The 22,523-nt window shown below is 71.1% G+C and carries 14 protein-coding genes, 3 rRNA genes and 1 pseudogene; 15 read left to right on the forward strand and 3 right to left on the reverse strand.

The genetic code is table 11. The annotated features are described in order from the left end of the window. Positions 1-117 precede the first annotated feature (117 nt). From pheS to JD78_RS05600, 3 genes are read left to right on the forward strand one after another with little or no spacing between them, the layout of a single operon-like run. Positions 118-1,185, forward strand: a complete 1,068-nt coding sequence (gene pheS, locus JD78_RS05590; RefSeq protein ID WP_153362128.1) for a phenylalanine--tRNA ligase subunit alpha — start codon at positions 118-120, stop codon at positions 1,183-1,185. Beyond that, positions 1,182-3,683: a phenylalanine--tRNA ligase subunit beta gene (gene pheT, locus JD78_RS05595; RefSeq protein WP_153362127.1), complete on the forward strand. Its 2,502-nt coding sequence runs from the start codon at positions 1,182-1,184 to the stop codon at positions 3,681-3,683. The genes pheS and pheT overlap by 4 nt, the downstream gene beginning before the upstream one ends. Then, positions 3,676-4,560, forward strand: coding sequence for an SDR family oxidoreductase (locus JD78_RS05600; protein ID WP_153362126.1), 885 nt, complete (start codon positions 3,676-3,678; stop codon positions 4,558-4,560). Before pheT ends, JD78_RS05600 begins: the two co-directional genes overlap by 8 nt. On the opposite strand, the gene JD78_RS05605 is transcribed toward JD78_RS05600, so the two are convergent. From JD78_RS05605 to JD78_RS05615, 3 genes are all read right to left on the reverse strand, one after another. Then, positions 4,533-5,171, reverse strand: a complete 639-nt coding sequence (locus JD78_RS05605) for a GNAT family N-acetyltransferase (protein ID WP_228395391.1) — start codon at positions 5,169-5,171, stop codon at positions 4,533-4,535. The two genes, JD78_RS05600 and JD78_RS05605, sit on opposite strands and share 28 nt — an antisense overlap. A gap of 92 nt (positions 5,172-5,263) precedes the next feature. After that, entirely contained in the window at positions 5,264-5,671 is a 408-nt protein-coding gene (locus JD78_RS05610) for a VOC family protein (RefSeq protein ID WP_153362125.1), read from the reverse strand. A gap of 43 nt (positions 5,672-5,714) precedes the next feature. Further along, entirely contained in the window at positions 5,715-6,071 is a 357-nt protein-coding gene (locus JD78_RS05615) for an STAS domain-containing protein (protein WP_166521022.1), read from the reverse strand. A gap of 164 nt (positions 6,072-6,235) precedes the next feature. On the opposite strand from JD78_RS05615, the gene argC reads away from it, so the two are divergent. From argC to rrf, 12 genes and pseudogenes are all read left to right on the forward strand, one after another. Beyond that, positions 6,236-7,276, forward strand: coding sequence for an N-acetyl-gamma-glutamyl-phosphate reductase (gene argC / locus JD78_RS05620; RefSeq protein WP_228395390.1), 1,041 nt, complete (start codon positions 6,236-6,238; stop codon positions 7,274-7,276). After that, positions 7,273-8,424: a bifunctional glutamate N-acetyltransferase/amino-acid acetyltransferase ArgJ gene (gene argJ / locus JD78_RS05625; RefSeq protein WP_153362122.1), complete on the forward strand. Its 1,152-nt coding sequence runs from the start codon at positions 7,273-7,275 to the stop codon at positions 8,422-8,424. The genes argC and argJ overlap by 4 nt, the downstream gene beginning before the upstream one ends. Further along, positions 8,421-9,500, forward strand: coding sequence for an acetylglutamate kinase (argB, locus tag JD78_RS05630; RefSeq protein ID WP_228395389.1), 1,080 nt, complete (start codon positions 8,421-8,423; stop codon positions 9,498-9,500). The genes argJ and argB overlap by 4 nt, the downstream gene beginning before the upstream one ends. After that, positions 9,497-10,711 carry an acetylornithine transaminase gene (locus JD78_RS05635; protein ID WP_153362121.1) on the forward strand — a complete coding sequence of 405 codons (1,215 nt, stop codon included), beginning with the start codon at positions 9,497-9,499 and terminating at the stop codon, positions 10,709-10,711. Before argB ends, JD78_RS05635 begins: the two co-directional genes overlap by 4 nt. After that, positions 10,708-11,655, forward strand: coding sequence for an ornithine carbamoyltransferase (argF, locus tag JD78_RS05640; RefSeq protein WP_153362120.1), 948 nt, complete (start codon positions 10,708-10,710; stop codon positions 11,653-11,655). The genes JD78_RS05635 and argF overlap by 4 nt, the downstream gene beginning before the upstream one ends. 75 nt (positions 11,656-11,730) lie before the next feature. Continuing rightward, positions 11,731-12,282, forward strand: a pseudogene (locus JD78_RS05645) (arginine repressor); the annotation flags it as partial. Further along, positions 12,279-13,727, forward strand: coding sequence for an argininosuccinate lyase (gene argH, locus JD78_RS05650; protein WP_153362118.1), 1,449 nt, complete (start codon positions 12,279-12,281; stop codon positions 13,725-13,727). The pseudogene JD78_RS05645 and the gene argH, both read left to right, overlap by 4 nt. 68 nt (positions 13,728-13,795) lie before the next feature. Further along, positions 13,796-14,407 carry a DNA-3-methyladenine glycosylase gene (locus JD78_RS05655; protein ID WP_279526872.1) on the forward strand — a complete coding sequence of 204 codons (612 nt, stop codon included), beginning with the start codon at positions 13,796-13,798 and terminating at the stop codon, positions 14,405-14,407. Further along, on the forward strand, positions 14,404-15,696 hold the full coding sequence (gene tyrS, locus JD78_RS05660; protein WP_228395388.1) for a tyrosine--tRNA ligase: 1,293 nt from the start codon (positions 14,404-14,406) through the stop codon (positions 15,694-15,696). Before JD78_RS05655 ends, tyrS begins: the two co-directional genes overlap by 4 nt. 364 nt (positions 15,697-16,060) lie before the next feature. Continuing rightward, a 16S ribosomal RNA gene (locus tag JD78_RS05665) occupies positions 16,061-17,580 on the forward strand. Between the two features lie 561 nt (positions 17,581-18,141). Continuing rightward, positions 18,142-21,262, forward strand: a 23S ribosomal RNA gene (locus JD78_RS05670). Positions 21,263-21,367: 105 nt separating this feature from the next. Then, positions 21,368-21,484 (forward strand): 5S ribosomal RNA (gene rrf / locus JD78_RS05675). The 16S, 23S and 5S rRNA genes sit together here, the layout of an rRNA operon. The last annotated feature ends 1,039 nt before the right edge of the window (positions 21,485-22,523 follow it).

Raw genomic sequence — 22,523 nt, forward strand, 5'->3', positions numbered from 1 at the left:
TCCTGGAGTCGGCGGGCCTGCCGGACCGGCGTCCGTGGCCCGCCAGACTGTTCACCGGCGCAACCGTCGGCAAACCCGGCGGCGCGTGTCGGCACCGGCCAGGCAGAATGGCGTCCCGTGTCTGGCGCCAACGACCCCTACGACCCCAAGCAGGTCGCCGCGCTGAGCGCGGAGGCCCTCGACGCCGCGGTGCGCGCGGCCACCGAGGCGTTCGCCGGGGCCGGTGACCTGGCGGCGCTGGCCGCCGTCCGCCCGGCCCACCTGGGCGACCGCGCGCCCGTGCTGCTGGCCCGCCGCGAGCTCGGCGCGCTGCCCCCGGCGGCGCGCTCCGACGCCGGCAAGCGGGTGAACGCCGCCCGGGTCGCCGTCACCGACGCCTACGCCGCCCGGCTGGCCGTGCTGGAGGCCGAGCGCGACGAGCGGGTGCTCGCCGAGGAGCGGGTCGACGTCACGCTGCCCTGGGACCGCACCCCCCGGGGCGCCCGGCACCCGCTGACCACGCTGACCGAGCGGATCGCCGACGTCTTCGTCGGCATGGGCTACGAGGTCGCGGAGGGCCCGGAGCTCGAGGCGGAGTGGCTGAACTTCGACGCGCTCAACACCGGACCGGACCACCCGGCCCGGTCGCTGGCGGACACCTTCTTCGTCGCGCCGGAGGACTCCGGGCTGGTGCTGCGCACCCACACCAGCCCGGTGCAGGCCCGCACCATGCTGGAGCGCACCCCGCCGATCTACGTCGTCGCCCCCGGGCGGGTCTACCGCACCGACGAGCTCGATGCGACGCACACCCCGGTCTTCCACCAGGTCGAGGGCCTGGCCGTGGACCGCGGGCTGACCATGGCGCACCTGCGCGGCACGCTGGACCACCTGGCCCGGGTGCTGTTCGGCCCTGACGCGCAGACCCGCTGGCGGCCGCACTTCTTCCCCTTCACCGAGCCCTCGGCGGAGTTCGACGTCTGGTTCCCCGAGCACCGCGACGGCCCGCGCTGGGTCGAGTGGGGCGGCTGCGGGATGGTGAACCCGCGGGTGCTGCGCGCCTGCGGCATCGACCCCGACACCTACACCGGCTTCGCCTTCGGCATGGGCATCGAGCGGGCCCTGCAGTTCCGCTCCGGCGTCGGCGACATGCACGACATCGTCGAGGGCGACGTCCGGTTCACCTCTGCGTTCGGAGTCCAGGCATGAAGGTCCCCGTCAGCTGGCTGACCGAGCACGTCGACATCCCGGCCGGCACCACGGTGCAGGAGCTGGACGACGCCTTCGTCCGGCTCGGCTTCGAGGTCGAGGACGTGCTGCGCCCGCCGGTCACCACCGGCCCGCTCGTCGTCGGCCGGGTGCTGGAGATCGAGGAGCTCACCGGGTTCAAGAAGCCGATCCGGTACTGCCAGGTCGACGTCGGGGAGGACGCCTCGCCGGGGGCTGGTGGGCGGGATGTACGGGGCATCGTGTGCGGCGCCCGGAACTTCGCCGTCGGCGACCTGGTCGTGGCGGCGCTGCCCGGTGCCGTGCTGCCCGGTGACTTCGCGATCGCCGCACGGACGACCTACGACCACGTCTCCGACGGGATGATCTGCTCGGTCCGCGAGCTGGGCATCGGCGAGGACCACGCCGGCATCCTGGTGCTCGGCCAGGACGGCTCTGCACCCGTCGGCATGGAGCCGGGCACCCCGGCGCACGCCGTGCTCGGGCTGGACGACGTCGTGTTCGACCTCGAGGTCACCCCCGACCGTGGCTACGCGATGAGCCTGCGTGGCATCGCCCGCGACCTGGCCGCCGCGCTGGGCGTCGAGTGGCGCGACCCCGCCGCGCTGACCCCGCCGGCCTGGTCCGGTGCGCCTGCCTGGCAGGTCACCGTCGCCGACGCCCACCGCTGCGACCGGTTCTCCATGGTGGCGATGGAGGGCCTGGACCCCGCGGCACCGAGCCCGTGGGCGCTGCGCCGCCGGCTGGCCCAGTGCGGCATCCGCAGCATCTCCCTCGCGGTCGACGTCACCAACTACGTGATGCTCGAGCTCGGCCAGCCGATGCACGCCTTCGACCGGGACACCGTCACCGGCCCGATCGCCGTCCGCCGGGCACGGGCGGGGGAGCGGCTGACCACCCTGGACGGCGTCGTCCGGGCGCTGACCGACGACGACCTGCTCATCGCTGACGACTCCGGCCCGATCGGGCTGGCCGGCGTGATGGGGGGTGCCTCCACCGAGATCGGCGACACCACGACCGCGGTGCTGCTGGAGGCGGCGCACTGGGAGCCCACCGGGATCTCCCGCGGCGTGCGCCGGCACAAGCTGCCCAGCGAGGCGGCCAAGCGCTTCGAGCGCGGCACCGACCCCGACGTCACCGTCGTCGCGCTGGCCCGGGCCGCCGGCCTGCTGGCCGAGCACGGCGGCGCGACCGTGGTCGGTGCGCCGGTCGACCTGGACACCCGGGCGCCGCGCCCGGTCATCCCGCTGGACGCCGCCCTGCCCGGCCGGATCGCCGGGGTGGCCTACCCGCCGTCCCAGGTGGTCGAGGTGCTGCAGGCGATCGGCGCGACGGTCGACGGCGACGGGCAGCAGCTGCAGGTCACCCCGCCGTCCTGGCGTGCCGACCTCACCGACCCGGCCGACCTGGTCGAGGAGGTGGTGCGTGCCGTCGGGTTCGACGAGATCCCCTCGGTGCTGCCCACCGCCCCGCCCGGGCGCGGCCTGACCGAAGGGCAGCGCCGCCGGCGCAGCATCGGCCGGGCACTGGCCGACGCCGGCTACGTGGAGGCGCCGTCCTACCCGTTCGTGGGCGTCTCCCAGCTCGACGCGCTCGGCCTGCCGGACGACGACGAGCGGCGGACGCTGATCACCCTGCGCAACCCGCTGTCGGAGGAGGCCCCGGCGCTGCGCACCACGCTGCTGCCCGGGCTGCTGGCCACCCTGGCCCGCAACCTCGCCCGCGGTCAGCGCGACCTGTCGGTCTTCGAGCACGGAGCCGTCTTCCCCGGCGGGCTGACCGGCGCGGCACCGGTGCCCGGTGTCGACACCCGGCCGGACGACGCGACCCTGGCGGCGCTGCTCGGCGCGGTCCCGGCGCAGCCCTTCCACGTCGGGGTCGCGCTCACCGGTCAGCGTGAACCGCGCGGCTGGTGGGGTCCGGGGCGCGCGGCCGGGTGGGCCGACGCCGTGCAGGCCGCCCGCACCGTCGCCGACGCCGCCGGGGTCGGGCTGACCGTGCGAGCGGGGCAGCGGGCCCCCTGGCACCCCGGGCGCTGCGCGGAGCTGGTGGCCGACGGCCGGGTCGTCGGCTACGCCGGGGAGCTGCACCCCCGGGTGTGCGCCGCCTTGGAGCTGCCCGCCCGCACCTCGGTGATGGAGCTGGACGTCGACGCCCTCCCCGCCGCCGGGGTGCCGGTGGGCCCGCACGTGTCCTCCTTCCCGCCGGTGCACATGGACGCCGCCCTCGTGGTGCCCGAGGAGCAGCCGGAGGCCGACGTCCGCCGGGCGCTGGCCGAGGGCGCCGGGGAGCTGCTGGAGGAGCTGCGGCTCTTCGACGTGTACGCCGGGTCGCAGGTGCCCGCGGGGCACCGCTCGCTGGCCTACGCGTTCACCTTCCGGGCACCGGACCGGACGCTGACCGGCGAGGAGGCCAAGGCGGCCTTCGACCGGGCGGTGGCCCTGGCCGGCGAGGCGGTCGGCGCGGTGCTCCGTGGCTGACGAAGGACCCCGTCCTCCTCATCGCTCGCAGGCTCGCGACGAGCCTCGGGACGGGGCCGGCGCCAACCGGACCACAGAGCTCTCCGGCACGGTCGCGCTGGTCACCGGGGCCTCGGCGGGCATCGGCCGGCACCTGGCCCAGGGGCTGGCCGCCCGGGGCGCGGCGGTCGCCGGACTGGCCCGCTCGGCGGACCGGCTGCAGACCGCGATGGACGAGGTCGCCGCGGCCACCGGTGCCCGCACGCTGGCCGTCCCGGCCGACGTGACCGACCGCGCGGCGGTCGAGTCCGCCGTCGCCCGGGTCACCGCCGAGCTCGGGCCGGTCGACCTGCTGGTCAACAACGCCGGCCTGATGGACCCCGCCGAGGTGCCGGTCTGGCAGGCCGACCCCGACGAGTGGTGGCGCGTGGTGGAGAGCCACGTGCGGGGTCCGCTGCTGCTGGTGCACGCCGTCGTCCCGGGCATGGTCGAGCGGGGCCAGGGCCGGGTGATCGACCTGGGCAGCGGGCTGAGCACCCGCGGCCGGGACCTGTACAGCGCCTACTCGGTGGGGAAGACCGGCCTGATGCGGCTGACCGAGGTGCTGCACGCCGGGCTGGCCGGCACCGGGGTGCACGCCTTCGACCTCTCGCCCGGGGTGGTCGAGACGGCGATGTCGGTGGCGATGTCGATCCACGAGGGCCGCACCGAGTGGACCGACCCGCAGGTCGTCGTCGACCTGGTCGCGGCGATCGCCGCCGGGGAGCTGGACCAGTGGTCGGGCCGGTTCGTCCGCGCCGGCGCCGACGAGCTGGACACGCTGCGCTCCGTGCAGCCCGAGGGCGACGCCCGGATGCTGCGGCTGCGCCGCTACGGGGACGACGACCCGACCGGCTGACCGGTCAGGTCGCGGCGCACCAGCCAGCGGGTGAACCCGGCACTGCGCGCCGAGGTCGTGACCGCGCGCGAGAAGCCGGTCGCCTCGAACATCGCCGTGGTGCCGACGTAGGCCAGTGAGCCGCTGATCCGGCCGCCGGTCGGGTCGACCGGATACCCCTCCACCGCTGGCGCCCCGTGCACCGCGGCGTGGTCGACGGCGCCGGCGAGCAGTGCGCGGGCGACCCCGGTGCGCCGGTGGCCCGGCGCGACCACGAAGCAGACGACGCTCCACACCGGCAGCTCGTCGACCACCGGAATCGTCCGGGACCGCCGCAACCGGCCCATCTCCTCCCGGGGACCCACCGCGCACCAGCCGACCGGCTCCCCGTCCCGGTAGGCGAGCAGTCCAGGCGGGACGGGCCCGGCGCACAGCTCACGCAGCCGGTCCGGACGTTGCGCGCCGGTGAGGGCGGTGTTCTCCGCCGACGTCGTCCAGTACGCCAGGCACCAGCAGGCCGCGGCGTCGGGACGGCGCGGCCCGAGCAGGGTGGCCACGTCCTCGAACCGGTCGGCGGTGGCGGGCTCGATGCGCAGCGCCACCGGGTGCTCGAGCTGTGGTCCGGAGGTCATGATCGCCGGCCCCTTCCTGCCGGCCCCTCGGCCGACGGGCCCACCGTGCCCGGGAGGTCCGACAGTTCCCGCCCGGGCCGGCGCGCCGCCGGTCAGCCGGCGGTCTCGGCCTCGACGACCCACACGGTGTTGCCGTCCGGGTCGCTCACGCTGAACAGCAGTGGTGCGCCGGGGGCCCGGGTGGGCGTCGGACCGACGTCCAGGTCGCCGCGGGCCGCCAGCCGGGCGTGCTCGGCGAGCACGTCGGTGCTCTCCACGCCGATCACCCCACCGCCGGGCGTGCCCTCCATCGGCGGGTTGAGGGCCAGCCGCGCGGTGGAGCCGGGAGGTGCGACCTCCAGCCAACGATGCTCACCGCGCTCGCCGAAGCGGTCGTCGCCGCGGACCTCGAAACCCAGGACGTCGGTGTAGAAGGCCAGCGCGACGTCCTGGTCGGAGACCGCGAACATCGCGGTCGCGATGGAGGTCAGGGTGGTGGTCGGAGTCTGCGTCGGTGTCATGCAGGTGGGACCGGCGCGACCCGCGCAACTCATCGCCCGGCGCTCAGCCGACCTGGGTGAACAGCGGGGAGGCCCCGGTCGCCTCGACGAGCCGGCGGACGGTGGAGGAGGGGCGGCGCAGCTCCGGGAGCCGGCCGGCGCGGCGGGCCGCCGCCGTCTCACGGACCAGCAGCCGCAGCCCCCGGCAGTCCAGGAAGGTCGTCCGGGACAGGTCCACCGCCTCAGCGCGGCGCGAGCCGGGCGCCGCCCCGGCGTCCCACGCCTCGACGACGGTGGTGTCCACCTCGCCGTGCAGTCGGAGGACCGGGACCCCGCCCTCCTCGACCAGGTCGATCCCGCCGGTCGCCGTCCACTGCTCTGCCTGGGCCGTCTGCGGCTGCGTCATCTGCGGCTGCGTCATCGTGATCGTCCTCCCCTGGCCGGCCTCGACCGCCGGACACCTCGCACTCTGCACCGGGGGTCTGACAGAACGTGCTGACCTGCCTGGCCACTTGCTGTGGATCATGTCTGGCAGGCTCACCCACCTGCCGCACATCCATGCATCAACGTGTATGTTCATGCATCGTGAGCGACGGACAGACGTGGACGGTCGGGGTCACCGGCGCCACCGGTTATGCGGGCGGTGAGGTGTGCCGGCTGCTGGCCGGGCACCCGCAGCTGCGGCTGACCGGGGTGCACGCCAATTCCAGCGCCGGCCGACGCCTGGGAGAGCTGCAGCCGCACCTCCTGCCGTACGCCGACCTGGTGGTGCAGTCCAGCGACGCATCCGCGCTGGCCGGCTACGACGTCGTCGTCCTCGCGTTGCCGCACGGGGAGTCCGCGGCGATCGCCGCCCAGCTCCCGGAGGACGTGCTGGTCATCGACTGCGGCGCCGACCACCGGCTCGACGACCCGGCCGCATGGGCGCGCTGGTACGGCGGCGAGCACGCCGGTTCCTGGCCCTACGGGCTGCCCGAGCTCCCCGGCCAGCGGGAGCAGCTGGCCGGCGCCCGGCGAGTCGCCGTCCCCGGCTGCTACCCGACCTCGGTCACCCTGGCGATGGCCCCCGCGCTGGCCGCGGGGCTGGTCGAGCCCGACGTCGTGGTGGTCGCCGCCTCCGGCACCTCCGGCGCCGGCAAGTCGGCCAAGACCCACCTGCTGGGCAGCGAGGTGATGGGCTCGGCCAGCGCGTACGGCGTCGGCGGCGTCCACCGGCACACGCCGGAGATGGTCCAGAACCTGTCACAGGCGGCAGGTAGGACCGTCGGCGTGAGCTTCACCCCGACCCTGGTGCCGATGAGCCGCGGCATCCTCGCCACCTGCTCCGCGCCGCTGGCCCCCGGTGCCGACGCCGAGGCCGCCCGCGCCGCCTACGCCAAGGCCTACGGCGACGAGCCGTTCGTGCACCTCCTGCCCGAGGGGCAGTGGCCGACCACCGCCGCCGTCCTCGGGGCCAACACCGTGCAGCTGCAGCTGGCCGTCGACCCCGACGCGGGCCGGCTGGTCGTCGTCGCCGCCGTCGACAACCTCACCAAGGGCACCGCCGGCGCCGCGCTCCAGTGCGCCAACCTCGCCCTCGGCCTGCCCGAGACCACCGGTCTCCCGCTCGTGGGGGTCGCGCCGTGAGCGTCACCGCACCCGCCGGCTTCCGGGCGGCCGGCGTCGCCGCCGGGCTGAAGTCCTCCGGCGACCCCGACGTCGCCCTGGTGGTCAACGACGGCCCGGACGACGCCGCGGCCGCCGTCTTCACCACCAACCGCTTCCCGGCCGCGCCCGTGCAGTGGAGCCGCCAGGTCCTGCAGACCGGCCGGCTCAAGGCCGTGGTGCTCAACTCCGGCGGGGCCAACGCCTGCACCGGCCCGGAGGGCTTCGGCGACACCCACGCCACCGCCGAGCACGTCGCGGCCGAGCTCGGGATCGGCGCGATCGACGTCGCGGTCGCCTCGACCGGGCTGATCGGCGTGCGGCTGCCGATGGACCGCCTGCTGCCCGGCGTCACCGCGGCCGTCGGGGAGCTCTCCGCCGACGGCGGCACCGCGGCGGCGCGGGCGATCATGACCACCGACACCGTGCCCAAGACGTCCGTGCAGGCCGGGAACGGCTGGACCGTCGGCGGGATGGCCAAGGGCGCGGGCATGCTCGCCCCCTCGCTGGCCACCATGCTCGTCGTCCTCACCACCGACGCCGTCGTCGACCCCGCCGTCCTCCAGCGGGCCCTGGCGTCGGCCACCAGCGTCAGCGTCGAGCGGGTCGACTCCGACGGGTGCCTGTCCACCAACGACACGGTCATCGCGATGGCCAACGGCGCCAGCGGCGTCACGCCGTCGGAGGCCGAGCTCACCGCGGCGCTCACGGCCGCGGCCACCGACCTGGCGATGCAGCTGCTCGCCGACGCCGAGGGCTCCACCAAGGACATCGCGATCACCGTCCGGAACGCCGCGACGGTGCGCGACGCGCTCACCGCCGGCCGGGCGTGCGCCCGCAACAACCTGCTCAAGACCGCGCTGTTCGGCAACGACCCCAACTGGGGGCGGGTGCTGGCGGCGATCGGCACCACCGACGCCGCCTTCGAGGCCGACCAGGTCGACGTCACGATCAACGGCGTCACCGTCTGCCGGGGCGGGGCGATCGGCGACCCGCGCGAGGGCGTCGACCTCACCGGCCGGGAGATCACCATCGACGTCGACCTGAAGGCCGGCACCGAGCAGGCCACGATCTGGACCAACGACCTGTCCATCGCCTACGTGCACGAGAACTCGGCCTACTCCACATGAGCAGCGACACCACGGGCCCTGCCCAGGACCCCACCCCGCCCGACCTCGCCCCCGACCAGGTCTCCCCGGCCGGGGTGGCCGGCCGGCAGGACCCGACCCCGCCGGACGTGCGCCCCGACGACGTCTCACCCGCCGGACGCCGGGCGATCGGCACCCGCCGGGTGATGCGCACCCACGACCCCGAGGGCGACGCCCGCAAGGTCGCCGTCCTCACCGGTGCGCTGCCGTGGCTGCAGGAGTTCCACGGCAACGTCGTGGTGATCAAGTACGGCGGCCACGCGATGGTCGACGAGGACTGCCGGCGGGCCTTCGCCGAGGACATGGTCTTCCTGCGGACCTGCGGCATCCTCCCGGTCGTCGTGCACGGTGGCGGGCCGCAGATCAGCGCCATGCTCAACCGGCTCGGCATCGCCAGCGAGTTCCGCGGCGGCCTGCGGGTCACCACACCGGAGACGATCGACGTCGTCCGGATGGTGCTCACCGGGCAGGTCGGCCCGGAGGTCGTCGGGCTGATCAACTCCCACGGCCCGCTCGCCGTCGGCCTCTCCGGGGAGGACGGCGGCCTGTTCACCGCCGCCCGCACCCACGCGATCGTCGACGGCGAACCGGTCGACGTCGGGCTGGTCGGTGACGTCGTCGCGGTCGACCCCGCCCCGGTCACCGCACTGCTGGAGGCCGGGCACATCCCGGTCGTGGCCACCGTCGCCCCCGACGCCGACGGCCAGGTGCACAACGTGAACGCCGACACCGCCGCCGCGGCGCTCGCCGTCGCGCTGGGCGCGGTGAAGCTCGTCGTCCTCACCGACGTCGAGGGGCTCTACGCCAACTGGCCCGACCGCGACTCCCTGGTCGAGCAGATCGACGCCACCGAGCTGGCCGAGATCCTGCCGGCCCTGGACGCCGGGATGATCCCGAAGATGGCCGCCTGCCTGCGGGCGGTCGAGGGTGGGGTGAAGCGGGCCACCGTCGTCGACGGGCGGCTCCCGCACGCCCTGCTGCTGGAGATGTTCACCACCGAGGGCACCGGGACGATGGTCGTCCCGGCCGGACCGACACCGGAGGAGGGGTCAGCATGACCGAGGGCGGGAAGGGTCTGGGTCCAAAGACAGCGGAGCTGGCCACCCGCTGGTCGACGGTGATGATGGGCAACTACAAGACCCCGCCGGTCGCGCTCGCCCGAGGCGCCGGCGCCACCGTGTGGGACGTCGACGGCCGCGAGTACACCGACCTGCTCGGCGGCATCGCGACGACGATCCTGGGCCACGCCCATCCCGCGGTGGTGCACGCGATCACCGCGCAGGCGCAGCTGCTGGGACACGTCTCCAACCTGGCCATGCACGAGCCGGGCGTGCTGCTGGCCGAGCGGCTGCTGGAGCTGTCCGGCCGGCCGGGGCGGGTGTTCTTCTGCAACTCCGGTGCCGAGGCCAACGAGGCCGCCTTCAAGATCAGCCGGCTGACCGGCCGCCCGGAGGTGGTCACCGCGCTGGGCGCGTTCCACGGCCGGACCATGGGCTCCCTCGCCCTCACCGGGCAGCCGGAGAAGTCCGCGGCCTTCGCGCCGTTGCCCGGCGGCGTCCGGCACGTGCCCTACGGCGACGTCGACGCGCTGCGGGCCACCGTCGGCGACGCGACGGCGATGGTGCTGCTCGAGCCGGTGCTGGGGGAGGGCGGCGTGCTGCCCGCCCCGGCCGGCTACCTGTCCGCCGCCGCCGCGGCGGCCACCGAGGCCGGCGCCCTGTTCGCCGTCGACGAGGTGCAGACCGGCACCGGCCGCACCGGCCACTGGTTCGCCTCCCAGGCCGACGGCCTGCAGCCCGACGTGATCACCCTGGCCAAGGCCATCGGCGGCGGGCTGCCGCTGGGCGCGGTGCTCGCCTTCGGCGCTGCCGCCGACCTGATGACGGCCGGCTCGCACGGCTCGACCTTCGGCGGCAACCCGATCGCGGCGGCGGCCGCACTGGCGGTGCTGGACACCATCCGCGACGAGGGCCTGCTGGAACGCGCCAAGGAGATCGAGCACCGGGTCACCGCCGCGGTCGAGGCGCTCGGCCACCCGGGCATCGCCGGGGTGCGGGGGCGGGGCGCGCTGCTGGGCGTCGTCCTGACCGCGCCGGTCGCCGCCGCGGTCGAGGCCCGGCTCCGGGCCGCGGGCTTCCTCACCAACGCGGTCGCACCCGACGCCGTCCGGCTCGCGCCCCCGCTGGTCGTCACCGACGCCCAGCTCGACGCGTTCGTCGCCGCCCTGCCGGCGGCCCTCGACGCCGCACTCCAGGAGAGCGACCAGTGACCCGGCACTTCACCAAGGACGACGACCTCACCCCGGCCGAGCAGGCCGAGGTGCTGGCCATCGCCGCCCAGCTCAAGGCCGGCCGGCACACCGCCGAGGCACCCACCCCGCTGCGCGCGCCCAACGGTGCGCCGAAGCCGGTGGCGGTGCTGTTCGACAAGCCGTCCACCCGCACCCGGATCAGCTTCTCCGTCGGCGTCACCGAGCTCGGTGGGTTCCCGCTGGTCGTGGACGCCGGCAGCAGCCAGCTCGGCCGCGGCGAGTCGGTCGAGGACACCACCCGGGTGCTCGACCGCCAGGTCGCGGCCATCGTCTGGCGGACCTTCGGCCAGGACCGGCTGGAGGCCATGGCCGCCATCAGCCGGGTGCCGGTGGTCAACGCGCTCACCGACGCCTACCACCCGTGCCAGATCCTGGCCGACCTGCAGACCGTCGCCGAACGCAAGGGCCGGCTGTCCGGCCTGACCTTCAGCTACCTCGGCGACGGCGCGAACAACATGGCGCACTCGTACCTGCTCGGCGGTGCGCTGGCCGGGATGCACGTGCGGATCGGCTCCCCGGAGACGTTCCAGCCCGAGCCCGCGGTGCTGGAGCGCGCCGCGCGGATCGCCGCGGAGACCGGTGGTTCGGTGCAGTGGACCGCCGATGCGGCCGCGGCCGCCGACGGTGCCGACGTGCTGGTCACCGACACCTGGGTGTCGATGGGCCAGGAGGACGAGTACGCGGCCCGGATCGCGCCCTTCGAGCCCTACGCCGTCGACGAGGCCGCGCTCGGCCGGGCCGCCGCCGACGCCGTCGTCCTGCACTGCCTGCCCGCCTACCGCGGCAAGGAGATCTCCGCCGACGTCATCGACGGCCCGCAGAGCGCGGTGTGGGACGAGGCGGAGAACCGGCTGCACGCGCAGAAGGCGTTGCTGATGTGGCTGCTGGAGAAGAGCGCGTGACGCCGGCCAGCGCCACGCGCGCCGGGTGCAGCTCGCCGCGCTCGCGCCTCCTGGAGAAGCGCGCATGAGGCGACGGCGATGACGAGTGCGCTCAACCGGTCGGCGCGGCACGCCCGCATCGCCGAGCTGATCAGCACCGGGCCGGTCACCTCCCAGACGCACCTGGCCAAGCTGCTGGCCGAGTCCGGCGTCGAGGTCACCCAGGCGACGCTGTCCCGGGACCTGGAGGAGCTCGGCGCGGTGAAGCTCCGCGGCTCCGACGGCGCCCCGGCGTCGTACGTGCTGCCCCCGGAGAACGCGCCGCTGCGCCCGGCCCAGGCCGCGCCCGCCCGGCTCACCCGGCTGCTGGCCGACCTGCTCACCAGCGCGGAGGGCAGCGCCAACCTGGCGGTCCTGCGCACCCCGCCGGGGGCCGCCCAGTTCCTCGCCTCCGGCCTGGACAAGGTGGGCCTGCCCGACGTGCTGGGCACCATCGCCGGCGACGACACCCTGCTGGTCGTCTCCCGGCACCCCGACGGCGGGGCGGCGCTGGCCGAGCGCCTGCGCGCGCTGGCCGGAGGCACCCCCGCTGCACCCCCGGACCCGGAGTCCGACAGCATCGACGACGTGGAAGAGAGCGTGCAGTGACCGACCCGGCAACGACCGCGGCCAGCCAGACCCGGCTGTGGGGTGGCCGCTTCGGCGGCGGCCCGTCCCCGGCGATGGCCGCGCTGTCGAAGTCCACCCACTTCGACTGGCAGCTCGCCCCCTTCGACCTCGCCGGCTCCCGGGCCCACGCGCGGGTCCTGCACCGGGCGGGCCTGCTCACCGACGACGAGCTGCCCCGCATGATCGGCGCCCTCACCGAGTTGTCGGCCGAGGTGGCCGACGGCACGTTCACCGCGATCGAGGCCGACGAGGACGTGCACGAGGCGCTGGAACGGGGGCTCACCGAGAAGCTCGGCGCGCTCGGCGGCAAGCTGCGGGCCGGGCGCAGCCGCAACGACCAGATCGCCACCGACCTGCGGCTGTACCTCCGCCACCACGTCCGGGCGCTGGTCGCTGAGCTGTCCTCGCTGGAGTACGCCCTGGTCGGGCTGGCCGACCGCTACCGCGACGTCGCGGCGCCGGGCATGACCCACCTCCAGCACGCCCAGCCGGTGCTCTTCGCCCACCAGCTGCTGGCCCACGCGCACGCCTTCACCCGCGACGTCGACCGGCTGCGCGACTGGGACCGGCGCACCGCCGTGAGCCCGTACGGCTCCGGTGCGCTGGCCGGCTCCTCGCTGCCGCTCGACCCGGACGCCGTCGCCGCCGAGCTGGGCTTCGACCGCGCGTCGGACAACTCGATCGACGGGGTGAGCGACCGCGACTTCGCCGCGGAGTTCGCGTTCGCCGCCGCGCTGATCGGCGTGCACCTGTCCCGGCTGGGGGAGGAGGTCGTGCTCTGGACCTCCACCGAGTTCGGCTGGGCCCGCCTGGACGACGCCTGGGCCACCGGGTCGTCGATCATGCCGCAGAAGAAGAACCCCGACATCGCCGAGCTGGCCCGCGGCAAGTCCGGGCGGTTCGTGGGCAACCTGACCGGTCTGCTCACCATGCTCAAGGGCCTCCCGCTGGCCTACGACCGCGACCTGCAGGAGGACAAGGAGCCGGTCTTCGACTCCATGGAGCAGCTGCTCCTGCTGCTGCCCGCGGTCACCGGCATGATCGCCACCCTCACGCTGCGGCCCGAGGTGCTCGAGGCAGCGGCTCCCCAGGGTTTCGCGCTGGCCACCGACGTCGCCGAGTGGCTGGTCCGCCAGGGTGTGCCGTTCCGGTCCGCGCACGAGATCAGCGGTGCGATGGTCGCCTTCTGCGAGGACGCCGGCCTGGAGCTGGACCAGCTGGACGACGACCAGCTCGCCGGCATCGACGAGCGGCTCACCCCCGACGTCCGCTCGGTGCTCTCCGTCCCCGGTGCGCTCGCCGCCCGGAAGGCCCGCGGAGGCACCGCACCCGAGCGGGTGGCCGAGCAGCTCACCTCCCTGGCCGAGCAGGCCCGGCAGCACGCCGACTGGGCGACGTCCTCACCGGTGGCGGGGGCGCTCTGAGCGGTCCGCCGACCCCCGAGCCCGGTCCGCCGACCTCCGAGCCCGGGCCGCTGCTCACCGACGAGGAGCTGCTCGGGCCGGTCGAGGACGTCGCCCGGGCCCTGCTCGGGTGCTGGGTGGTCACCGACCGGCCCGAGGGCACTGTCGCGCTCCGGCTCACCGAGGTCGAGGCCTACTCCGGGCAGGGCGAGGACCCGGCGTCACACGCGCACCGGGGGCCCACCCCGCGGGCGGAGATCATGTTCGGCCCGCCCGGTCGGCTCTACGTCTACTTCAGCTACGGGGTGCACTGGTGCGCGAACGTCGTCGTCGGCCCGGAGGGGCGAGGCTCGGCGGTGCTGATGCGCGCGGGTGAGGTCGTGGTGGGGAAGTCGCTGGCCCGCAGCCGCCGCCCCGCCGCGAAGGTCGACCGCGACCTGGCCCGCGGCCCCGCACGGCTCACCCAGTCGCTGTCCATCGGCCCGGACGACCGGGGCGCCGACCTGCTCGACCCGGCGTCCACCGTGCGCCTGCACCACGGGAGCGCACCGACCGCCGTCTCGGTCGGGTCGCGGGTGGGCATCAGCGTGGCGACCGAGCTGCCCTGGCGGTTCTGGGAGACCGATGCGCCCTCGGTGAGCGTTTTCCGGGCGGGTGGGAAGCCGCGGCGGAGGGGCGCCAGGCAGGATGGGCCACCGTGACCTCCGCGCCTTCCGTGATCGACGAGTTGCACCGCCGCGGGCTGATCGCCCAGAGCACCGACGAGGACGCCCTCCGCGCCCATCTGGCCGAAGGCCCGGTCACCTACTACTGCGGCTTCGACCCGACCGCGGCGAGCCTGCACGTCGGTCACCTGATCCAGTTCATGGTGCTGCGCGCCCTGCAGCGGGCCGGGCACCAGCCGATCGTGCTGGTCGGCGGGGCGACCGGGCTGATCGGTGACCCCCGGCCGTCGGCCGAGCGGCAGCTCAACGACCCGGCGCAGGTGGCCAGCTGGGTGGACGGGATCCGCCGCCGGGTGGCGCCCTTCCTGGACCTGCCCGCTGCCGAGCACGGGCTGCGGCAGCCGATCTACGTCGACAACCTGGACTGGACGTCGCCGCTGTCGGCGATCGACTTCCTCCGTGACCTCGGCAAGCACTTCCGGGTCAACCGGATGCTGGCCAAGGAGGCCGTCTCCGCCCGGCTGAACTCCGACGCCGGGATCAGCTACACCGAGTTCAGCTACCAGATCCTGCAGGCCAACGACTTCCGGGAGCTGTTCCGGCGGCACGGCTGCACGCTGCAGAGCGGTGGATCCGACCAGTGGGGGAACATCACCGCCGGCACGGACCTGGTGCGGCGCACCGAGGGTGCCTCGGCGCACGCCCTGGCCACCCCGCTGATCACCACCTCGGACGGGAAGAAGATCGGCAAGACCGAGGGCGCCACGATCTGGCTGGACCCTGAGCTCACCAGCCCCTACGCCTTCTTCCAGTACTGGCTCAACCTCGACGACGTCGACGCCCGCGCCTGGCTGCCGCTGTTCTCCGAGCGACCCGTCGAGGAGGTCGCCGCGCTGCTCGCCGAGTCGGAGGAGCGGCCGGCGTCGCGGGCCCCGCAACGGGCTCTCGCCGAGGAGCTCACCCGGCTGGTGCACGGGCCGCGGGAGCTGGCGCAGGCCGAGGCCGCCGGCCGGGCACTGTTCGGGCGGGCGGAGCTGACGGAGCTGGACCCGCAGACCCTGGCCGCCGCGCTGACCGAGGCCGGCGCGGTCGAGATCGACGACCCGGCGGTGTCGGTGGGCACGTTGCTGCAGCAGACAGGCCTGGCGTCCTCGCTGTCCGATGCGCGCCGCACGGTCAAGGAGGGTGGTGCGTACGTGAACAACGTCCGGGTCACCGACGCCGACGCCGTCCCCGCGGCGGGGGACTGGCTCCCCGGTGGCTGGCTGGTGCTGCGCAAGGGCAAGCGCTCGATCGCCGGCGTGCACTGCCCGGCGGCCGGGTGACCTGCCGCTCGGCTGACCGGTGTGAACGCCAGGTGACGCCCGCGTTCCGGGCAGGTGGCGGGCGTCACCACCCCCGGGTTTGACACCCGCCGCGGGGGCCGCGTAACTTTCTCTCTGCGCCGGGAACGAGCCGCGAGGCCGGGAACGAGCGCCGAGAGCAAGACAACAAGCCGAAGACGACGGCCGAGAGGCCCGGTTCTCCGCGCGTCCGCTCCTTGAGAACTCAACAGCGTGCCGAAAGTCAGTGCCATATAGTTAAACCCCCATTCGGCTGGGTCGCCTTCGGGTGGTCTGGTTGGGGATTCCTTTGGTTGATTGACATCGAGAGTGCTAGCTCTCGGTTCTCAGCCGTGGGTTGAATTCATCTACGGAGAGTTTGATCCTGGCTCAGGACGAACGCTGGCGGCGTGCTTAACACATGCAAGTCGAGCGAGGCCCTCCTTCGGGGGGTGCCCTAGCGGCGAACGGGTGAGTAACACGTGGGCAACCTGCCCTCAGCTCTGGGATAACTCCAAGAAATTGGTGCTAATACCGGATGTGACCGCTGACCGCATGGTCTGGTGGTGGAAAGATTTATCGGCTGAGGATGGGCCCGCGGCCTATCAGCTTGTTGGTGGGGTAGTGGCCTACCAAGGCGACGACGGGTAGCCGGCCTGAGAGGGTGACCGGCCACACTGGGACTGAGACACGGCCCAGACTCCTACGGGAGGCAGCAGTGGGGAATATTGCGCAATGGGCGAAAGCCTGACGCAGCGACGCCGCGTGAGGGATGACGGCCTTCGGGTTGTAAACCTCTTTCAGTAGGGACGAAGCGCAAGTGACGGTACCTACAGAAGAAGCACCGGCCAACTACGTGCCAGCAGCCGCGGTAATACGTAGGGTGCAAGCGTTGTCCGGAATTATTGGGCGTAAAGAGCTCGTAGGCGGTCTGTCGCGTCGGCTGTGAAAACCCGAGGCTCAACCTCGGGCCTGCAGTCGATACGGGCAGACTGGAGTACTGCAGGGGAGACTGGAATTCCTGGTGTAGCGGTGAAATGCGCAGATATCAGGAGGAACACCGGTGGCGAAGGCGGGTCTCTGGGCAGTTACTGACGCTGAGGAGCGAAAGCGTGGGGAGCGAACAGGATTAGATACCCTGGTAGTCCACGCCGTAAACGTTGGGCGCTAGGTGTGGGGGCCATTCCACGGTCTCCGTGCCGCAGCTAACGCATTAAGCGCCCCGCCTGGGGAGTACGGCCGCAAGGCTAAAACTCAAAGGAATTGACGGGGGCCCGCACAAGCGGCGGAGCATGTTGCTTAATTCGATGCAACGCGAAGAACCTTACCTAGGCTTGACATGCACGGAAATCTCGTAGAGATACGGGGTGCCTTTGGCGTCGTGCACAGGTGGTGCATGGTTGTCGTCAGCTCGTGTCGTGAGATGTTGGGTTAAGTCCCGCAACGAGCGCAACCCTCGTTCTATGTTGCCAGCACGTGATGGTGGGGACTCATAGGAGACTGCCGGGGTCAACTCGGAGGAAGGTGGGGATGACGTCAAATCATCATGCCCCTTATGTCTAGGGCTGCAAACATGCTACAATGGCCGGTACAAAGGGCTGCGATACCGCGAGGTGGAGCGAATCCCAAAAAGCCGGTCTCAGTTCGGATTGGGGTCTGCAACTCGACCCCATGAAGTTGGAGTCGCTAGTAATCGCAGATCAGCAACGCTGCGGTGAATACGTTCCCGGGCCTTGTACACACCGCCCGTCACGTCACGAAAGTCGGTAACGCCCGAAGCCGGTGGCCCAACCCTTGTGGAGGGAGCCGTCGAAGGCGGGATCGGCGATTGGGACGAAGTCGTAACAAGGTAGCCGTACCGGAAGGTGCGGCTGGATCACCTCCTTTCTAAGGAGCACTGGCCGCCACATGCTGTGTGGTGGTCCAGAGCCGTGCACGGACCGTGAAGTGTCCTCAATCTCGAGGGTGCTCGGGTGTTCGTGGCGGAGCTCGAGGGTGGAACACTGACCAGTTCGGCTGGTGGCTTGGTGCTGCCCCTAGTACGGCCTTCTACTCGTTCGCGGGTGGGGGTGTGGAGCGGGGTGGTGGTGGGTGGCTGGTCGTAGGCACGCTGTTGGGTCCTGAGGGAACGGGCCGGCGTGGTCATGCCTGTGGGTGTGGCTGGGTTGGGTTGTTGCTTCTGGTGGCAGGGCTTCGTGCTCGTCATACCGCTGATCGTCTGCTGGTCCCTGTGTGGGGTTGGTGGGTGGTGGGGTCTGGTGGTGGGTGGTAGCGGGGTGACTGTTCGTCGTTTGAGAACTGCACAGTGGACGCGAGCATCTTTTGTAGGTATCTGGATATCCGCACTGGTCCATCACTTGTGTCACCGCTGGCGGCTTCGGTCGCTGGGCTGGGTCTTCGGGTCTGGTGGGTGGGGTTGGTGGTGGGTGGGTGTGGGTGTTGTTGTGTGGTCAAGTTGTTAAGGGCACACGGTGGATGCCTGGGCACCAGGAGCCGATGAAGGACGTAGGAGGCTGCGATAAGCCTCGGGGAGCTGCCAACCGAGCGTTGATCCGAGGATTTCCGAATGGGGGAACCCCGCACCAGTCATGTGGTGTGACCCGCGCCTGAACACATAGGGCGTGTGGAGGGAACGTGGGGAAGTGAAACATCTCAGTACCCACAGGAAGAGAAAACAACCGTGATTCCGTGAGTAGTGGCGAGCGAAAGCGGATGAGGCTAAACCGATTGCATGCCAAGCCGGCAGGCGTTGTGTGGTCGGGGTCGTGGGACGATTCAGCATCTTCTGCCGAGGGTGCAGGGAGTCAGAAAGTCTTGTGTTAGTGGAAGGCCTCTGGAAGGGGTCGCCGTAGAGGGTGAGAGCCCCGTACACGAAAACGCATGGCCTCCCGAGTTGTATCCCAAGTAGCACCGAGCCCGTGAAATTCGGTGTGAATCTGGCGGGACCACCCGCTAAGCCTAAATACTCCCTGGTGACCGATAGCGGACAAGTACCGTGAGGGAAAGGTGAAAAGTACCCCGGGAGGGGAGTGAAATAGTACCTGAAACCGTGTGCCTACAAGCCGTGAGAGCCTTATCCACTTCGGTGGAGGGGTGATTGCGTGCCTTTTGAAGAATGAGCCTGCGAGTTAGCGGTACGTGGCGAGGTTAACCCGTGTGGGGTAGCCGTAGCGAAAGCGAGTCCGAACAGGGCGTCTCAGTCGCGTGCTCTAGACCCGAAGCCGAGTGATCTACCCATGGCCAGGTTGAAGCGCGGGTAAGACCGCGTGGAGGACCGAACCCACTTCGGTTGAAAACGGAGGGGATGAGCTGTGGGTAGGGGTGAAAGGCCAATCAAACTCGGTGATAGCTGGTTCTCCCCGAAATGCATTTAGGTGCAGCGTCACGTGTTTCTTGCCGGAGGTAGAGCACTGGATGGCCTAGGGGGCCCACAAGCTTACTGAAGTCAACCAAACTCCGAATGCCGGTAAGTGAGAGCGTGGCAGTGAGACTGCGGGCGATAAGGTTCGTAGTCGAGAGGGAAACAGCCCAGATCATCGGCTAAGGCCCCTAAGCGTGTGCTAAGTGGAAAAGGATGTGGGATCGCAGTGACAACCAGGAGGTTGGCTTAGAAGCAGCCACCCTTGAAAGAGTGCGTAATAGCTCACTGGTCAAGTGGTTCCGCGCCGACAATGTAGCGGGGCTCAAGCACACCGCCGAAGCTGTGGCATTCACATGAACCCGTCCAGGATTTCGGTTCAGGGCCAGGTGTGTGGATGGGTAGGGGAGCGTCGTGTGGCGGTGGAAGCGGCGGAGTGATCCAGCCGTGGACGCCACACGAGTGAGAATGCAGGCATGAGTAGCGAAAGGGGAGTGAGAAACTCCCCCGCCGGATGACCAAGGGTTCCTGGGCCAGGCTAATCCGCCCAGGGTGAGTCGGGACCTAAGGCGAGGCCGACAGGCGTAGTCGATGGACAACGGGTTGATATTCCCGTACCCGCGAAAGAACGCCCATGCTGAACCCAGCGATGCTAACCATCCGAAGCCGGTGACTGACCTTCGGGTCTGATCTGGTGGAGCGTGGGACCCGGACTGGTAGTAGGCAAGCGATGGGGTGACGCAGGAAGGTAGTCCTACCGGTGAGTGGTAGTACCGGTGCAAGGGTGTGGCCCGTGCCATAGGTAAATCCGTGGCACATGCAGGGTGAGGCCCGACGCATAGCCGAATGAGGCGAATTGGATGATCCTATGCTGCCGAGAAAAGCCTCTAGCGAGTTCTTAGCGGCCCGTACCCCAAACCAACTCAGGTGGTCAGGTAGAGAATACCAAGGCGATCGAGCGAACTGTGGTTAAGGAACTCGGCAAAATGCCCCCGTAACTTCGGGAGAAGGGGGGCCATCTGCTGTGAACCGCCTTGCGCGGGGCAGCGGTGGGTGGCCGCAGAGACCAGTGAGAAGCGACTGTTTACTAAAAACACAGGTCCGTGCGAAGTCGAAAGACGATGTATACGGACTGACGCCTGCCCGGTGCTGGAACGTTAAGGGGACGGGTTAGCTCTTCGGGGCGAAGCTCAGAACTCAAGCGCCAGTAAACGGCGGTGGTAACTATAACCATCCTAAGGTAGCGAAATTCCTTGTCGGGTAAGTTCCGACCTGCACGAATGGCGTAACGACTTCTCAGCTGTCTCAACCACAGGCTCGGCGAAATTGCACTACGAGTAAAGATGCTCGTTACGCGCGGCAGGACGGAAAGACCCCGGGACCTTCACTATAGCTTGATATTGGTGTTCGGTTCGGCTTGTGTAGGATAGGTGGGAGACTGTGAAGCGGGCACGCCAGTGTTCGTGGAGTCATCGTTGAAATACCACTCTGGTCGAATTGGATGTCTAACCTCGGTCCGTGATCCGGATCAGGGACAGTGTCAGGTGGGTAGTTTAACTGGGGCGGTTGCCTCCCAAAATGTAACGGAGGCGCCCAAAGGTTCCCTCAGCCTGGTTGGCAATCAGGTGTCGAGTGCAAGTGCACAAGGGAGCTTGACTGCGAGACTGACGGGTCGAGCAGGAGCGAAAGCTGGGACTAGTGACCCGGCACCGGCATGTGGAAGCGGTGTCGCTCAACGGATAAAAGGTACCCCGGGGATAACAGGCTGATCTTCCCCAAGAGTCCATATCGACGGGATGGTTTGGCACCTCGATGTCGGCTCGTCGCATCCTGGGGCTGGAGTAGGTCCCAAGGGTTGGGCTGTTCGCCCATTAAAGCGGTACGCGAGCTGGGTTTAGAACGTCGTGAGACAGTTCGGTCCCTATCCGCCGTGCGCGTAAGAGACTTGAGAAGAGCTGTCCCTAGTACGAGAGGACCGGGACGGACGAACCTCTGGTGTGCCAGTTGTTCCGCCAGGAGCACTGCTGGTTGGCTACGTTCGGCAGGGATAACCGCTGAAAGCATCTAAGCGGGAAGCTCGCTTCAAGATGAGGTCTCTCACCGGGTTAACCGGGTAAGGCCCCCGCCCAGACCAGCGGGTTGATAGGCCGGAAGTGGAAGCGGCGTGAGTCGTGGAGCTGACCGGTACTAATAGGCCGAGGGCTTGATCACACACACCATCCAGCCTTTTCTTGCAAAATGTTGTGTCGCGTCCACTGTGCAGCTCTGAAACGACGAGCCCCCCGTAACAAGGGGTGGCCGATAGTTTCACAGTGTTACGGCGGTCATGGCGAAAGGGAAACGCCCGGTCTCATTCCGAACCCGGAAGCTAAGCCTTTCAGCGCCGATGGTACTGCCCGGGGGACCGGGTGGGAGAGTAGGACGCCGCCGGACAATCTTTCAACGAACGGGGGTCGGAGCATTTGCTCCGGCCCCCGTTTCGTGCGTTCAGGGCCTCCTCTGCGCGTGCGGGCCAGGACCCCGAGGTGGTCTGGTGGCCGCGATCCGTTCCGGTCGCGCTCAGGCGTGCGCCGATTCCCAGTGAGGTACGTACAGACCATGACTTCTCCGCGACGCGGGCCCGCAGGTTCCGACCGAGGTAGAGGCGGCTCTTCCGGGGGCGGCGGCCGAGCAGCCGGCGCCGGCGGCCGATCCGGCGGGCCGCGGCAGGGGAGTTCAGGTGACCGCGGTCGCCCCGCGGGCCACCGCGGCTCCAGCAGCGGCACTGCACGGTCGGCGGGTCAGGGTGGCCGCCCCCAGCGCGGCAGCGGTGATGACCGTCCCCAGCGTGGGGGTGGGGACCGTCCGTCGTGGCAGGACCGCCGCCCCGCTGGTGACCGGCCGCAGCGTGGGGGCGGGGACCGTCCGTCGTGGCAGGACCGCCGGCCCGCTGGTGACCGGCCGCAGCGTGGGGGCGGGGACCGTCCGTCGTGGCAGGACCGCCGTCCCGCCGGTGACCGTCCGCAGCGTGGGGGCGGGGACCGGCCCTCGTGGCAGGACCGCCGTCCCGCCGGTGACCGTCCTACCCGTGGCGGGGCCGACCGTCCCGCTGGTGACCGTCCGCAGCGCGGGGGCGGCGACCGTCCCTCATGGCAGGACCGCCGTCCGGCTGGTGAGCGTCCGCAGCGTGGGGGCGGGGACCGTCCGTCGTGGCAGGACCGCCGTCCCGCTGGTGACCGTCCTACCCGTGGCGGGGCTGACCGTCCCGCCGGTGACCGTCCGCAGCGCGGGGGCGGCGACCGTCCCTCATGGCAGGACCGCCGTCCGGCTGGTGAGCGTCCGCAGCGTGGGGGCGGGGACCGTCCCTCATGGCAGGACCGCCGCCCGGCTGGTGATCGCCCCACCCGTGGCGGGGCCGACCGTCCCGCCGGTGATCGTCCGCAGCGCGGGGGCGACGACCGTCCCTCATGGCAGGACCGCCGCCCGGACCGCG

It is taken from the genome of Modestobacter roseus (assembly GCF_007994135.1).
Lineage (GTDB): Bacteria > Actinomycetota > Actinomycetes > Mycobacteriales > Geodermatophilaceae > Modestobacter > Modestobacter roseus.